The sequence below is a fragment of the Sinomonas atrocyanea genome (assembly GCF_001577305.1).
Lineage (GTDB): Bacteria > Actinomycetota > Actinomycetes > Actinomycetales > Micrococcaceae > Sinomonas > Sinomonas atrocyanea.
This window is the reverse complement of sequence record NZ_CP014518.1, coordinates 261,836-276,470: the sequence shown is the minus strand read 5'-3', so window position 1 is coordinate 276,470 and position 14,635 is coordinate 261,836. Positions and strand designations below refer to the sequence as shown.

The 14,635-nt window shown below is 74.6% G+C and carries 14 protein-coding genes; 4 read left to right on the top strand and 10 right to left on the bottom strand.

Features of this window, described 5'->3' with window-relative positions; all coding sequences use genetic code 11:
- Positions 1–43: 43 nt before the first annotated feature.
- The 3 genes from tilS to dacB all read right to left on the bottom strand — a co-directional run bounded on the left by tilS (position 44) and on the right by dacB (position 3,903).
- Positions 44–1,108 (bottom strand): tRNA lysidine(34) synthetase TilS, encoded by a 1,065-nt coding sequence (gene tilS, locus SA2016_RS01330; RefSeq protein WP_084249696.1) that lies wholly within the window; start codon positions 1,106–1,108, stop codon positions 44–46.
- 107 nt (positions 1,109–1,215) lie between these two features.
- Positions 1,216–2,322, bottom strand: coding sequence for an Rv3626c family coenzyme F420 biosynthesis-associated protein (locus SA2016_RS01325; protein WP_066494523.1), 1,107 nt, complete (start codon positions 2,320–2,322; stop codon positions 1,216–1,218).
- A gap of 63 nt (positions 2,323–2,385) precedes the next feature.
- Positions 2,386–3,903, bottom strand: a complete 1,518-nt coding sequence (dacB, locus tag SA2016_RS01320) for a D-alanyl-D-alanine carboxypeptidase/D-alanyl-D-alanine endopeptidase (RefSeq protein WP_066494521.1) — start codon at positions 3,901–3,903, stop codon at positions 2,386–2,388.
- Between the two features lie 169 nt (positions 3,904–4,072).
- On the opposite strand from dacB, the gene SA2016_RS01315 reads away from it, so the two are divergent.
- Both SA2016_RS01315 and SA2016_RS01310 read left to right on the top strand, forming a co-directional pair.
- The gene (locus SA2016_RS01315; protein WP_066494520.1) at positions 4,073–4,561 is read left to right on the top strand and encodes an inorganic diphosphatase; all 489 of its coding nucleotides are present in this window, start codon (positions 4,073–4,075) and stop codon (positions 4,559–4,561) included.
- Between the two features lie 181 nt (positions 4,562–4,742).
- Positions 4,743–5,357 (top strand): hypothetical protein, encoded by a 615-nt coding sequence (locus SA2016_RS01310; RefSeq protein WP_066494518.1) that lies wholly within the window; start codon positions 4,743–4,745, stop codon positions 5,355–5,357.
- On the opposite strand, the gene SA2016_RS01305 is transcribed toward SA2016_RS01310, so the two are convergent.
- The 3 genes from SA2016_RS01305 to serS form a co-directional block, all read right to left on the bottom strand.
- Entirely contained in the window at positions 5,354–6,190 is an 837-nt protein-coding gene (locus tag SA2016_RS01305) for an HAD family hydrolase (protein ID WP_066494517.1), read from the bottom strand. The genes SA2016_RS01310 and SA2016_RS01305 overlap by 4 nt on opposite strands.
- Positions 6,191–6,367: 177 nt before the next feature.
- Positions 6,368–7,426: a hypothetical protein gene (locus SA2016_RS01300; RefSeq protein ID WP_141305410.1), complete on the bottom strand. Its 1,059-nt coding sequence runs from the start codon at positions 7,424–7,426 to the stop codon at positions 6,368–6,370.
- A 229-nt stretch (positions 7,427–7,655) separates the two neighbouring features.
- Positions 7,656–8,942, bottom strand: coding sequence for a serine--tRNA ligase (serS, locus tag SA2016_RS01295; RefSeq protein WP_066494513.1), 1,287 nt, complete (start codon positions 8,940–8,942; stop codon positions 7,656–7,658).
- Between the two features lie 110 nt (positions 8,943–9,052).
- On the opposite strand from serS, the gene SA2016_RS01290 reads away from it, so the two are divergent.
- A complete protein-coding gene (locus tag SA2016_RS01290) occupies positions 9,053–10,099 on the top strand; it encodes a diacylglycerol/lipid kinase family protein (RefSeq protein ID WP_066494511.1) in 1,047 nt (348 codons plus the stop codon).
- Between the two features lie 40 nt (positions 10,100–10,139).
- Here SA2016_RS01290 and SA2016_RS01285 read toward each other — a convergent pair whose 3' ends face one another.
- The 3 genes from SA2016_RS01285 to SA2016_RS01275 are packed head-to-tail and all read right to left on the bottom strand — an operon-like array spanning position 10,140 to position 12,301.
- Entirely contained in the window at positions 10,140–11,042 is a 903-nt protein-coding gene (locus SA2016_RS01285; protein WP_066494510.1) for an arylamine N-acetyltransferase family protein, read from the bottom strand.
- Positions 11,039–11,971, bottom strand: a complete 933-nt coding sequence (gene pheA / locus SA2016_RS01280) for a prephenate dehydratase (protein ID WP_066494508.1) — start codon at positions 11,969–11,971, stop codon at positions 11,039–11,041. Before pheA ends, SA2016_RS01285 begins: the two co-directional genes overlap by 4 nt.
- A 3-nt stretch (positions 11,972–11,974) precedes the next feature.
- Positions 11,975–12,301, bottom strand: a complete 327-nt coding sequence (locus tag SA2016_RS01275) for a rhodanese-like domain-containing protein (protein WP_066494506.1) — start codon at positions 12,299–12,301, stop codon at positions 11,975–11,977.
- 15 nt (positions 12,302–12,316) lie between these two features.
- On the opposite strand from SA2016_RS01275, the gene SA2016_RS01270 reads away from it, so the two are divergent.
- Positions 12,317–13,807, top strand: coding sequence for an amidase (locus tag SA2016_RS01270; RefSeq protein WP_066494504.1), 1,491 nt, complete (start codon positions 12,317–12,319; stop codon positions 13,805–13,807).
- An 11-nt stretch (positions 13,808–13,818) separates the two neighbouring features.
- On the opposite strand, the gene SA2016_RS01265 is transcribed toward SA2016_RS01270, so the two are convergent.
- Complete coding sequence (locus tag SA2016_RS01265; RefSeq protein WP_066494502.1) at positions 13,819–14,535, bottom strand: DUF4190 domain-containing protein; 717 nt, start codon at positions 14,533–14,535, stop codon at positions 13,819–13,821.
- Positions 14,536–14,635: the final 100 nt, after the last annotated feature.

Genomic DNA, 14,635 nt, shown 5'->3' with positions numbered 1-14,635 from the left:
CTGAGATTGCGAGCGTGACTGCTGGGGCGCGAGGCCGCTGGGTTCAGCGGTGCGATACCAAGACTAGCGCCCCGGGTGCGCCGGGACTGATTCCTCTGGTGCCCGGTGCAGGGCCGGACGCGCTCCGGCGGTAGGCGCTCACGTGTCCGGGCACCTCGACGGGACCGGCCGAGCCCCGCCGGTCGAGGAGCCGCTCGACGGCGCGGAGCCGCTCGTAGGTCGCCTCCCCGCCCAGCTCGGCCACGGCGAGGGCGATGACGCGCCCCCGGATCGCCGGCGGCAGGTCACGGAGTGCGTCCCCGGGGAGCACGACGGCGCGTGGCCCGGCTCCGGCGCGTGCCGCCACTTCGGCGGTCGGCGGTTCGGCGGCCACGACCTCGGCGAGGGACTCGTAGGCCCGCTGGGCGTGGGCGTCGAGGAAGTCGGCGTCGGCGCCCAGGAGCGAGGCCGTGCGGGCGAGCGCCTCGGCCACGCCGGGCCCGAGCTCGGTCTCGAGGAAGGGCATGATCGACGCCCGCACGCGGGAACGCATGAACCTCTGGTCCTCGTTGGTGGGGTCGAACCAGGGCTCGAGGCCCTCCGCCGCGCAGATGTCGAGGGTCTCGGCACGGCGGAGTCCGAGGAACGGCCGCACGAACAGGCCCCGGACTCTCCGCATGGCGCCGAGGGCGCGCGCCCCGGAGCCGCGGGCCAGGCCCAGCAGCACCTGCTCGGCCTGGTCGTCGAGGGTGTGGCCGAGCAGCACGGCCCCGGCCACGAGCGCCCGGGCCTCCTCCTCGAGGGCGGCGTGCCGTGCGGTCCTCGCGGCCGCCTCCGGCCCCTCCCCCTCGGCCCGTACCTCGACGGGGACCACCCGCACCGGTGCGAGGCCCAGGCCGGCCAGCACGGCCGCCGTCGTGCGCGCGACCTCGCCCGAGCCCTCCTGCAGCTGATGGTCGACGACGACGGCCCCGGCCCGCAGCGGGCGGCTGCCGCCGCCGGGTGCCCGGACGCTCCCCCTGCGCGCGAAGTGCGCCACCGCGGCGGCGAGCGCGAGCGAGTCGGGGCCTCCGGAGCAGGCGACGAGGACGACGGGCGGCCAGCCGGCCTCCTCGAGGGCGGACCTCACCGCGTTGCGGGCGGCTCCCACCGCGGGGTGCAGCCGCCGCCGCGCCGGGGAGGCCGCGTCGCGGGCGGGGTCCCAGGCAGTGCCGTCTCCGCCGGGGGCCTCCGGGTTCACAGCCCCATCCGGGCAACCCACGCGGCGGGGTCGTGGATCTCCTCCTCGGTCGGAAGGTGCTCGGCGGACTCCCAGACCCGGTTGAAGCCGGCCATCCCGACGGTGTCCACCACGTGGCGGACGAACTCCTGGCCGTCCGTGTACTGGCGCATCTTCGCCTCCAGCCCCAGGAACCGGCGCACGAAGGTCTCGATCGGCCCGCGGTTCTCGTTGCGGGCCTGGAAGCGCTGGCGGATGGTGCGCACGCTGGGCACCACCGACGCGTCGACGGCGTCCATCACAACGTTGGCATGCCCCTCGAGCAGGCTCATGACCGCGGTGAGGTGGGAGATCGCCGCGCGCTCCTCGGGGTCCCGGAGGAGGTCGAGGATCGCGCCCTTGCTCGGCAGGTTCGCCGACGTGCCGGTGCGGTCGCGCAGGGACTTCGCCGCCGCCGCCGCCCGCTCCATGATGCTGTCCACGTTGCCCACGAGGCTCTCGCTGAGCTTGCCGATCTGCTCGGTCATGTGCCCGCGCAGCCACGGCGCCGCAGCGAACTGGACACGGTGGGTCTGCTCGTGGAGGCACACCCACATCCGGAAGTCCTCCGGGTCGACCGCGAGCTCGCGCTCGACGTGGACGATGTTGGGCGCCACGAGCAGCAGCCGGCCGGCGGGCGGCACGGTGGAGCCGGGGGCGAGGGCGGCGAAGGGCTCGTACTGGCCCAGGACCCGGCTCGCGAGGTAGGCGAGGATGGCCCCCAGCTGGGCGCCGGTGATCGCGCCGCCCACCCGGGCCGCGGCCGGCGTGAGCTCGCTGGCCTTCTTCTCGACGAGGTGCGCGAGGACCGGGGCCATCATGACCTCGAAGCCCTGCGCGTTCGCCTTGGCCCACGAGGCGCGGTCCACGATCAGCAGCTGGGAGTCGCGGAGGTCCTCGGCCACGGCGAGGCCCGTGATGCGGTGGACATGGGGCACGGACGCGTCGGCCAGGCGGCGCAGGCTCTCCACCGCCTCCCTGGCCTCAGCCGCGCTCAGCGCCGGGCCCGGCGGCGTGAGCCGGGCCGCCGTCGCGGCGGCGAGGTCCCAGTTGATCAGTTGGCCGGCCATCTGCGGGGCATCCATGGCACCATTCGACCACACGCAGCTGACATTCGGCCCGGGGCGGGCGAGGTTCGCGGCGGGTGATCAGCCCCTGCAGCCGCAGCCGGCGAGCGCCGCGACCCCGTCGTCGATGGCCGCCAGGACGGACTCGCGCTTGGCAGGGTCGAGCCCGTTGGCCAGCACCGAGAACACGAGCAGGCGCCCGTCGGCGTCGACGGCGTAGCCGCTCAGCGCGGCCACGGTGTTCAGCGTCCCGGTCTTGGCCCGCACCACGCCGGCGCCGCCCGCCGCCGCCCCGCCGAACCGCCCCGCCAGGGTGCCGTCGAGCCCGGCGACGGGGAGGCCGTCGAGGGCCGCGCGCAGGCGGGGGTCGGACCCGAGCGCCATGGCGCGGACCAGGCCAGCGAGGGCGGTCGGCGCCGCCCGGTCGGCGATGGCGAGCCCGCACGCGTCGGAGAGCTGGAAGCCGTCCGCGCTGCCCAGGACCCGGGAGGCCGCGGCCTTGAGCGCGGCCACCGCGCCGTCGTTGCTGGCCGGGCCGCCCGCGGCGTGGGAGGCGAGGCGGCCGAGGGCCTCGGCGGCGTAGTTGTCCGACTCGCGCAGCGTGTAGCCCAGCTGGTCCGCGACCGTGGCGCTCTGCACGGCGGCGAGCTGGGGCGCCCCGGCGGGGGCGGCGGCGCGCTCGATCCCGTCCGCGACCTTCACGCCGGCAGCGGCGAGGTCCTTGGCGAGCTCGGTCCGGAAGGCCGCGGCGGCGTCCATCGCGGAGTCCTGGGGGCGGGGGCCGGCGGCGCCGGGGGCGCTGCGGCCGGCGTTGAGGGCGAGGGCATACAGGGGGGCGATCTCGCCGGCAGCGACGTCCTCGGGGTCCCACGCCGGATTGAGGGAGGGGCCCGTGAAGAGGGTGTCGTCGAGGCGCACCGTGACCGTGGCGGGGAGCGGCGCCGGCGGCGAGGCGGACGCGCGGGGCGCCCCCGCGGCGTCGTGCGTGGACGGCGCGGCGGCCTGGAGGAGGGCGGCGGCGGTCTGGTCCGCGAGCGTCGCCATGCCGGCCCGGCCCATCACCGCGTCCGGCTGGGAGGCCCCGGCGCCGAGCATGACGTCGCCGCCGCCCACGAGCACCACCGTGCCGGGGTCCTGTCCGCGCACGGCCTTGGTGCTGAGCGTCGTGTCCGGGCCGAGGGTGGTCAGGGCTGCGGCGGCCGTGAGGAGCTTGAGGTTGGAGGCCGGCACGTGCCCCTCGGTGCCGCCCTGCGAGTAGAGCGTCTGGCCGGTGAGGCCGTCGAGCACGGTGGCGCTGATCGTGCCCCCGGCGGGCTTGAACGCGTCCCCCAGTTCCTTGGCGAGGGCGGCGGGCGCGGGCTCCGCCGCGGCGGGCGAGAGGGTCGCGGCCCCCTCGAGCGTGGGGGCGGACGACGGCGGCGCGAGCCACGCCGGGGTCGTCGCGGCGGGCCTCGGCGCCGGGAACAGTGCCGCCCGCGCGCGGGTCGCCGCGCCCGTGGCCAGCAGGGCGGCGGCCACCGCGACCGCGAGGACGACGGCGCAGGCCACGAGCGCCCACGCACTGCCCAGGGGCGTGCGGCGGCCGCGCTCGGAAGTCATGGAGGGCTCCGTCCTCGGGTGCAGGTGTGGCCTCGATACGGGGAGCGAGGGCCCCAAGGCAGATATCCTTCATCGTAGTCGCCGCCGTGGCCGGGCCCTCACGCGCCGGGCCCCGGCGGCCGCCGTGAACGATGCCGTCCGGCCCAGCGGGGCCATGCAAGGAGCACCTATGAAGCACGATGTCACGATCGAGATCCCGCGCGGCTCGCGCGTGAAGTACGAGGTGGACCACGAGACCGGCCGCGTCCGCCTGGACCGCGTCCTCTTCACCTCGATGCAGTACCCGACGCACTACGGCTACTTCGAGGACACCCTCGGCGAGGACGGCGACCCGCTCGACGCGCTCGTCTGGTACCCGGACGTCGACCTGTTCCCGGGGATCGTCATGGAGGCGCGCCCGATCGCGATCTTCAACATGGAGGACGAGTCGGGCGGCGACGCCAAGCTCGTGTGCGTCCCGGCGGACAAGCGCTTCGACCACATCCAGGAGGCGTCCGACCTGGACGAGTTCCTCATCAAGGAGATCGAGCACTTCTTCACCCGCTACAAGGACCTCGAGCCGGGCAAGTGGGTCAAGCCGGCCGGCTGGGCCGACCGCGCGGCCGCCGAGGCCGAGCTCGAGGCCTCGATCAAGCGCTTCGAGGCGCAGGGACACTAGTCCCCGGTCGCGGCGCGACTCCTCGAGGGGCGCGGACGTGACCCCTCGAGCCTGCGGAGGTGGCTCCTCACCCACGGTGGGGAGCCACCTCCGCGTCGTTGGGGAGCCACCTCCGCCTCGTTGGGGAGCCACCTCCGCCGGCTTCCGTGGCTCGCCGCGGCTCCGCCGCTACGCTCTGTGCATGTACACGGTCACGATCAACCAGCGCGAGCGAGGCCCGGGCGACCGTGTCCCGGAGCTGCTCCGGGCCCTGGCCCGGCTGCAGCCGGACGTGCCCTTCGACCGGACCGTGGGCGACGAGGCCCAGGCCGTCTTCGCCGCGCCCGGCCCGGTGGTCGACGCCGCCCTCACCGCCCTGCGGCCCGACGCGTGCGGCGGCGTGCGCTGGAACGTGGGGATCGGCGTCGGGCGTCTCGACGAGCCCCTCCCGCTGGGGGTCGCGGACGTCCGCGGCGAGGCACTCGTGCACTCGCGGCGCGCCGTCGAACGCGCGCAGGCGAGCGGCGACGCGCCCGCGATCGCGGTGGACGCGCCGGATCCGGACCTCGCACGGGACGCCGAGGGGGTCCTGCGCCTGATCGGCCTCGCCGTCGCGAAGCGCACCGCGGCGGAGTGGCGGGTCCTCGACCTGCTCACCCCCGGCGTCCGGGGGCAGCAGAAGGCCGTGGCCGAGGCGCTCGGCATCACCGCGCAGGCCGTGTCCAAGGCGATCGCCCGGGCGCACTGGCCCGAGGAATGGGCTGCGCGGCCCGCGGCCGCCCGGCTCCTGGGGCTCGCTGACGCCCCGCCGCGTTAGAGGAGCGAGCGGAGGACGGCGGCGGCACCGTCCTCCTCAACGGTCGCGGTGACCTCGTTGGCGGCGGCCTTGACCTCGGCCGGCGCTTGCCCCATGGCCACGCCGCGGCCGGCCCACTGGAGCATCTCGATGTCGTTGCGGCCGTCGCCGATCGCGACCGTGTGGGCGCGGTCGACGCCGAGCAGCTCGCGCACGTTCTCGAGGCCGCTGGCCTTGGTCACGCCCTGGGCCGCGATGTCCAGCCACGCGGTCCAGCCCACCGAGTAGGTCACGCCGTGCAGGCCGATCGACTGCACCGCCGTGCCGAACTCCTCGGCGGTCGAGTCGGTGGAGAACACGACGAGCCTGACGGCCTCGGCCTCGAGGAGCTCCTCGAAGGTCACACCGGTGGCCTCGACGCCGAAGCTCGCATCCTGGAAGCGCTCGGTGGAGAGGAAGTTGCCCTGGATGTCCTCAAGGGCATACTTGGCGTTCGGGAGGCGGTGGCGCAGCGCCTTGAGCGCCGGGGCGGGGTCGAAGGAGCGCCGGTCGATCACCGTGTACCCGCCGTCGGCGCCCGCGTGGATCTGCACCGTCACGCCGCCGTTGCTGCAGACGGCGTACCCGTGGTCCACGCCGAGCAGCTCGACGACCGGGAGCGTGGCCCCCAGGGAGCGGCCGGTGGCGATCACGACCTCGTGGCCCGCCTGGACGACCGCGGCGCCGAGCTCGCGGATGGCCGGGGACATGTGGCCGTAGTGGTCGACGAGGGTCCCGTCCACGTCGAGGCCGATCAGCCTGCGGTTGAAGGCAGTTCGCTGGTCATCGATGCCAGCATTCAGCGTTGTTGTCATGCGTACTAGTGAAGCACCCCGGCCTGTGCAGGCCGTAGGACTCATGACACACACGGCATGAAATCGGCGTGAACACACGACGGCGCGTGCCCATCCGCCGGCCCTGAATGCCCCTCCCTTTCGGTCAACGCCTCGGGAACGGGACCGGGGCCCTGACCGAAACGCAGGGCGCGGCGTTCAACGCCAGGCCGCTCGCGCCGTCGTGCGCCGCGGCACACCGGCGCGATGCAGGATCGCAGCGAACCGTGCCGGCTCCAGAAGGTCGGCCCACACCCAGCGCACCACGCGCTCCCCCGTCGAGCGGATCTCGTCCTCGCGCAGCTTCTCCTCGACGACCACCTGCGAGGCCGACTTCCCGCTGAGCTTCTGGGACCGGAGGTACTTCTGCAGGCCGTCGAACTCTCCCACGAGCCGGATCTGGGCCCAGCGGTAGTCGACACGGGCGATGCGCCGCCCGTCCTTGACGATCCAGACCTGGAGCTCCGGCATCTCGAATCCCAGGTCCCACATGAGAGCGCGGCTGAGGGATTCGCCCACGGACTCCGACGCACCCGACGCGAGGTCCAGAACCTGGTTCAGGCGCGCCTGCGCAGCGCGGTTGTCCATCGCGGCGCACAGCCGCCGGAGATCCTCGAGCGTCCGGGTGACCTTCAGCCCGGGACGGCGGGCGAGCACGGCATCCGCGAAGACCAGGCCCTCGGCGAAGCTGAGCCTCGGCACCGTGTCCACGAAGGCCTCGTCGAAGGGCTCGAGGGGCAACGTGAGATCGAGGTGGGGCAGATAGAGGGGAACCGCGGCTGCCGTGGGGAAGCCCAGGTGCTTCGCATCGGGAAACCCCAGCGGGACGGGCCCCGGCTGCTCACGCGTCCGCTCCTGCCACAGGCGCTCCGCCGACTCAGGGTTCCCGTAGAGCATAGGCGGAGGACCCCCGCCCACGGCTGCGCGGCGGTCTGTGCGGTAGCGGACGTGGCTGGGCATGCTCGGGAGCTCGAGCCCCCAGGCGAGCAGCGCGGTCTCGCGGCACAGCACCGGTGCGTTGCCGCCGACGGCGAGCGACGCCGTCGTCATCGCGTAGCGTCCTGCCGCCGTCGCGGCGAACCACTCGTCGATGCCGACGTAGACGCCTCGGCGCAACCGGACGAGGGCCCCCGCGGCGTACGCGCGTGCGAGTCGACGTGGGGTGCGGCCCGTGAGGGCTGAAAGAGAGCTGGCGAAGGCGGTCTGGGGAAATCTCACGGCACCAGCACAGCGTCTCCAGCCGCGCCCCTGGAGGGCCTTGGGGGTGTATGTGGACAACCCCAGCCCCCGCCTCGGCTGCAGAAGGCCCTGCGCTTCGGTCCAGGCCCGCGGAGAGAGACCGTGGCGTTGACCGAAACGCAGGGCGCTGTGGCTGGGGGCGCGGACCGCGCCGCACGACGACGGGCGCGCACCCGCCGTCGTCCGCTGAGGGCAGCGGCGGGGGCGGCTACAGGACGGGGAGGACCTCGAGGCCGCCGAGGTACGGGCGCAGGGCCGCGGGCACGTTCACGGAGCCATCGGCATTCTGGTGGTGCTCGAGGATGGCCACGATCCAGCGCGTCGTGGCGAGGGTGCCGTTGAGCGTCGCGACGGCGCGCGTCCCCTTGGACGCGCCCTCGGCGTCGAGCACGCGCTCGCGGATGTTGAGCCGGCGGGCCTGGAAGCCGGTGCAGTTCGAGGTCGAGGTCAGCTCGCGGTAGCGTCCCTGGGTGGGGACCCAGGCCTCGCAGTCGAACTTGCGGGCCGCGCTCATGCCGAGGTCCCCGGCGGCGGTGTCGATGACCCGGTAGGGCAGCTCGACCTTGGCGAGCATCTCCTCTTCCCACGCGAGCAGGCGGGCGTGCTCCGCCTCGGCCTCCTCCTGCGGGCAGTAGATGAACATCTCGACCTTGTTGAACTGGTGCACGCGGATGATCCCGCGGGTGTCCTTGCCGTGCGAACCCGCCTCGCGCCGGTAGCACGAGGACCAGCCGGCGTAGCGGATCGGGCCGCCGGCGAGGTCGAGGATCTCGTCGGCGTGGTAGCCGGCCAGGGCCACCTCCGAGGTGCCCACGAGGTAGAGGTCGTCCTCGGCCAGGCGGTAGATCTCGGCGTCGTGCGCGACGTCGAACCCGGTGCCCTGCATCGTCTCCGGACGCACGAGCGTGGGGGTGATCATCGGGATGAAGCCGTTCTGGACGGCCTGGTCCATGGCCATCTGCAGGAGGGCCAGCTCGAGCCGGGCCCCGACTCCGCGCAGGAAGTAGAACCGCGAGCCGGAGACCTTGGCACCGCGCTCCATGTCGATCGCGCCGAGGAGCTCGCCGAGCTCGAGGTGGTCGCGCGGCTCGAAGCCCTCGGCCGCGAAGTCGCGGGGCGTGCCGACGGTCTTGACGACCGCGTAGTCATCCTCGCCGCCGGCCGGGACGCCCTCGACGATGAGGTTCGGCACGACGCGCATGAGCTCGTCCATCTCGCCCTGCGCCTCGTCGGCAGTGGCCTGCGCGGCCTTGACCTTCTGCGCGAGGTCCTTCACCTCGGCCAGGAGCGCCTGCTTCTCCTCGCCCTTGGCGGCGGCGACCTTCTTGCCGTACACGTTCTGCTGGGCGCGCAGCGACTCGTACTCGGTCAGCGATGCGCGGCGCCGCGTGTCGGCAGCGATGATCGAGTCGACGAGCGCCTCGTCCGCCCCGCGGGCGCGCTGGCTCGCACGGTACTTGTCCGGATTCTCAGTAAGGTCCTTGACGTCGATCACGAGTCCAAGACTAACCGGAGGCGGCAGCGCCGCGGGACCGAGGGGCCCGGGCCCGGCGGCCCTGGGGGGCGGATCGGTGCCCGAGCGTGGCGGGATAGAGTGAGAGCATCATGCGCGGGTGGATCATTGCGGGTGCTGTAGCCGCCGCTGGCGGCGTCGCGGTCGCCAGCTGGTGGGGCGTGCGCCGGCTCAAGGAGCAGCACGCCCGCAGCGCCATGGCGGAGCCCGCCGGGCCGCCGCCGGCGGGGCCCCAGCAGGTCGCCGTGGTGCTCAACCCCATCAAGGAGCGCGCCGACGAGGCGCGGATGCTCATCGAGGCCGCCTGCCGCGGGGCCGGCTGGCCGGAGCCGCTCGTCTTCCACACCACCAAGGCCGATCCGGGCTACACCGCCGCGCGCCGGGCGCTCGAGGCGGGGGCCGACGTCGTGATCCCCTGCGGCGGGGACGGGACGGTGCGGGTGGTCGCCGAGGTGCTGGCCGGCACGGACGCCGCCCTCGGGCTCGTTCCCCTCGGGACCGGCAACCTCCTGGCCCGCAACCTCGACCTGGACGTCACGCGGCTCGCTCAGTGCGTCCACACGGCGGTCTTCGGCCGGCAGCGGCGGATCGACACGGCCGCCCTCGTCCTCACCGCCCCGGACGGCACGCGGTCCACCCACACGTTCCTGGTCATCGCCGGGGTGGGCATGGACGCCGAGATCCTCAACGACACGAGCGAGGACCTCAAGCGGGTGGTCGGCTGGATGGCGTACACCGAGGCCGGCATCCGGCACATGCCGGGCCAGCGCCGCCGCCGCGTGGAGATCTCGCTCGACGGCGGCGACTTCCAGACCCGCCGGGTCCGCAGCGTCCTCTTCGCGAACTGCTCGAAGCTGCCCGGCGGGGTGGACTTCATCCCCGACGCGTTCATCGACGACGGCGTGCTCGACGTCGCCGTCATGAGTCCCCGCAGCCTTATCGGCTGGATCGCGATGTACGTGAAGATCATGGTCCAGCACAAGCGGCAGCTGCCCGTCATGCAGTTCTACGGCGCGCAACGGGTCGCCATCCGCGTCCCCGAGCCGATCCAGGCGCAGGTGGACGGCGACGTGGTCGGGTCCGCGACGAGGGTCGACGTCGAGGTGCGCCCGGCGAGCCTGCTCGTGCGGGTAGCCTGACGCACGACGCCGCCCTGCCGCCCGGCGCTGTCCGGCCCGCCTAGGCCTGTGCCGCCACCCGGTAGGCCCGGTCCCAGTCGAGGGTCGCGTCCTCGATGCGGAACAGCTCCCGGGCGGCCTCGCGGAGCTCGTCGGCGCTGCCGAGCGTGCTCCGCTGGACGGTGGATGCCCCGTCCGGCCTGTACGTGCGCACCGCGAGCTCGAGGTTGGCGAGGGTGATCCGCTCGGTCTCGGTGCGGATCGAGGCCATGAGCGAGCGCGTGAACGGCGGAATGTCCGAGGTCGAGACGTACCAGTTGGCGACCTCGAAGTCCGCCCGGGCGTGGGCGCCGAGGTCCACCCCGTACAGCGTGGCCCAGCCCTCCCCGAGCCGCGCCTGGACCACGAGGTCGATCCCGGGGGTGTCGCCGGCGGGCAGGCCGGCGACGGCGACGTCCACGGCGCGGAACGTCCCGAGCGGCGTGGAGACCGCGGAGTCCTCGGGGGCGAGCCCGAGCGGGAGGATGCCCGAGGGGTTGAACCCGCCGAAGCCGGCGTCAACGAGGTAGCGGCGCCCCTCGGCCTCGACGACGGTGGCCTGGTGCGTGCGGGCTGGCGCGCCGGCGCCCGGCCCGCGGCCCCAGTAGACGCGGCACAGGTGGTTCTCGACCCCGTCCACGCCCATCGCCGCGAGGGCGCGGGAGAGCAGCCCTGCATGCTGGAAGCAGTAGCCCCCGCGCCGGCGGTCCACGAGGGCGGTCTCGATGCCCTCGTCCGTGATGTCGACCGCGGACCCGGTGGCCGGGGCCAGGTTCTCGAAGGGGATGGCGCGGGTGTGGTGGGCGTGGACCGCGGCGATGGCCGCGAGCGTGGGGGCGGCGTCGCCGGTGTAGCCGATGCGGCGGAAGTAGGCGGACAGGAAGCGCGCGTCGCCGCGGCCCGTCCTCCCGGCGCCCCCAGTCATCGCGCGGGGGCGCCGAGGATCCCGTCCACCCAGCCGCGCGCGGACGCGAAGGCGTGGTCGGTGACGTGGTCCCTGACGAGAGGGCGCGCGCCGTCGGCCCGCGGGTAGGAGCCGAGGAAGCGGATCTGCGGGCTGATGCGGTGCAGGCCTGCGAGCGCGTCGGCGATGCGGGCGTCCTGGATGTGCCCGTCCACGTCGATCGAGAAGAAGTAGTGCCCGAGGTACCGGCCCGTGGGCCGCGACTCGATGCGGGAGAGGTTGACGCCGCGGGCGGCGAACTGCTCGAGGATCTCCATGAGCGCCCCGGCCCGGTCCTCCGGAAGGGGCACCGCCACGGACGTCTTGTCCGCCCCGGTGCGCGCTGGCAGCGTCCCCGGCCGGGACACGAGCACGAACCGGGTGACGGCTCCGGGATTGTCGCCGATGTCGGAGGCAAGGACCTCGAGCTCGGGATGCTCCTCGGCCACGATGGGAGCGCAGATCGCGGCGTCGCCGGGCCGCGAGGCGGGGTCGAGGAGGGCCAGCGCCCCCGCCGCGGTCGAGCTCGCGGCGAGGTGGACGGCGTCGGGCGCGTTCGCTGCCGCCCAGCCGCGGCACTGGGCCCACGCATGGCCGTGCGTGGAGATGCGCCGCAGGTCCGCGGCCCGCGTACCGGGCCGGGCCACGAGCACGAAGGTGATGGGCACGACCTCCTCGCGCACGATCCGCAGCTCGGGGCCCGTGGCGATCGCGTCGAGGGTCGCGGTGACGCCGCCCTCGACCGAGTTCTCGATGGGGACCATCGCCGCGTCCGCCGTGCCGTCCCGGACGGCGTCGAGGGCAGCGTTGACGGTGGTGGCGGGCGTGCGGGCCGCGTCCCGGGCACCGGGGACCTTGAGCAGGGCGGCCTCGGTGAAGGTCCCCTCGGGACCCAGGAAGGTGTACTGCACGGCTCAGAGCACCGTGGGAGGCTGGCCGTTCTCGGCCACGAGCGGCCGGCCCGCGGTGAGCCACGCGTCCATGCCGCCGGCCACGTTGACCGCCGAGTAGCCGTTCGCGACGAGCCACTGGGTGGCCCGGGCCGAGCGGCCGCCGGTGCGGCAGATGACGAGCAGGTCGTCGTCGGGGTCGAGCTCGTCAAGGCGCGCCGGCAGCTGCTCGAGCGGGATGTGCACGGCGCCCTCGGCGTGGCCGGCCTCCCACTCGTAGTCCTCGCGCACATCGAGCAGGGTGCCGTCCGCCGGCAGCGCCTCGACACGGACAGTCTCGAAATCAGACATTCTTCGCCTCCGGAGATGCTTGTCCCTCCAGCCTATAGTGGCCCGGTGACAGTCGACGCCGGGATCGCCGCCCTGGGGGCCGTGGCCCTCCGCGGCGCCCTCCGCTCGGGCGAGCTCTCGGCCCGGGAGGTCGCGGAGCACTTCCTGTCGCGCATCGAGGCGGAGAACCGCCTCCTCGGCGCCTTCCTCACCGTCACCGCGGAGCAGGCGCACGACGCCGCTGCTGCCGCCGACGCGCTGCACGCGCGCCTCGCCCGCTCGGGCCGGCTCGGCGAGCTGCCGCCGCTGCACGGGATGCCCACCGCGTTCAAGGACCTGACCGACGTGGCCGGGGTGCCGACGACGCACGGCTCGGCGGCCCTCGAGGCCCGTCCCGCGCTCGAGGATTCCCCCGTGGTGGCCCTCCTGCGCTCCGCCGGCGCCATCTCCCTGGGCAAGACCCAGGTGCCCGAGTTCGGGCTCACGGCGTACTCGGAGAACCGGATCGCGCCGCCCTCGCGCAACCCGCACGGGCCTGCGCTCAGCTCGGGCGGGTCCTCGGGCGGCTCGGCCGCCGCCGTCGCCGCCGGCCTCGTGCCCTTCGCCCCCGGCTCCGACGGCGGCGGGTCCGTGCGCATCCCCGCCGCCGCGTGCGGGATCGTGGGGCTCAAGGCCGGCCGCGGGCTCGTTCCCGCCGGGCAGAGCGCGGGGGACGCCGCGCGCCTCGTCGTCGCCGGGCCGCTCGCGCGCTCAGCCGAGGACGCCGCGCTGCTCCTCGACGCGCTCGTCGCCGGGGCCCCCGCCGCAGGGCCCGCGCGAGGCGACCACGCGCACACCGGCCGGCACGCCGGAACGTTCGCGGACGCCGTCGTGCGCGAACCGGGGCGACTGAGGGTCGCCGTGGGGCTGTCGAGCCCTTGGGACGCGCGCTACCGCATCGAGCCGGAGCCTGAGGCTCTCGAGGCGCTGCGCCGCGGCGCGGAAGCGCTGGCCGCGGCCGGGCACCTCGTGGTCGAGGCCGACCCGCGGTTCGACAACCGCTACCCGGACGCGTTCACCGCCGCATGGACGGCGGGGGTGGGGACCGCGAGGATCCGCCCCGAACGCGAGCCGCTCCTGACCCCGCTCACGCGGTCGTTCCGCCGCCGGGCACAGCAGCGCTCCCCCGCGAAGCTCGAGGAGGCGCTGGCCTTCCTGCGCCAGTTCGAGCGCGACATGCTCGCCCAGCTCGCCGACTGGGACGTGCTCCTCTCACCGGCGCTGGCCCAGACCCCGCGGCCGGTGGGCTGGTTCGCAGGCCCCGAATGGCGCGGGACCGCCGACGACGACTACCGCCGCCAGTGCGAGTTCGCGCCCTGGTCCTCCTGGGTGAACGTGTGCGGGCTGCCGGCCGTGGTGGCGACGACGCACTGGACCGCGGCCGGGCTGCCGATGGGCGTCCAGGCGGTGGGGAAACCCGGCTCGGAGAGGCTGCTGCTGCAGGTGGCGCGGATGCTCCACATGCCCTCGCCGGCCCCTGGTCAGTAGCCGGAGCGGCGTCAGTAGCCCGAGCGGCTCGGGGCCATGCTGAGCACGAGGATGAAGACCGCGAGGAACGCGACGGTCAGCGCGATGCCGACGTAGCCCAGGACGAGGCCGGCGAGCGCCATGCCGCGGCCCGCGGGCTCGCGGGCGAGGCCGAGGTGCCCGAGGACCACGGCGGCGATCTGCGGGAGCACGAGGAACCCGAAGCCCACGAACACCGAGATACCGCACACCATCGCGGCGATGCTCAGGCCGCGCGGCGCCGGGGCCGCGTAGTACGGCGTCCGGCCCGGCAGGCCCGGGTAGGGCTGCTGGCCGGGATAGGGCTGCTGGCCCGCGTAGGGCTGCTGGCCGGGCGCGCCCGGGTAGGGCTGCTGGCCGGGGTACCCCTGCATCGGGTAGGCGGGGCCGCCCGGCTGCTGGCCGAACCAGGGAGGCTGCTGCCCGCCGGCGGGCTGCCCGACGGCGGGCTGCCCGGCGGCCGGTTGTCCGCCGGCGGGCTGCTGGAACGTTCCGGGCCGAGGCGGGGCGCCCGGCGGGAGCGGCTGCGTGGGGTTGGAGGGAATCGGCTCGGTGGGGTTGCCGCGGTCCTTGTCCAAGGTGACCGGCGGGACATACGGGGGCGGGGTGTAGCGGGGCCGCTCGGTGCTCCCCGGCTCCGGGGCCTCGGTCCCCTCCGGCTGGCCCTCCTGCGGCGCGCCCTGGTCCCGGCGCTCCGACTGCTCCGACATCAGATGCCCCCTCCGCTCCATGCCTTCGACGTGCTCCCAGCCTACCCGCCGGCGCCGCCGGAAGGCTTGCGAGAACTGTCGGTACCGGGTGCCATGCTCG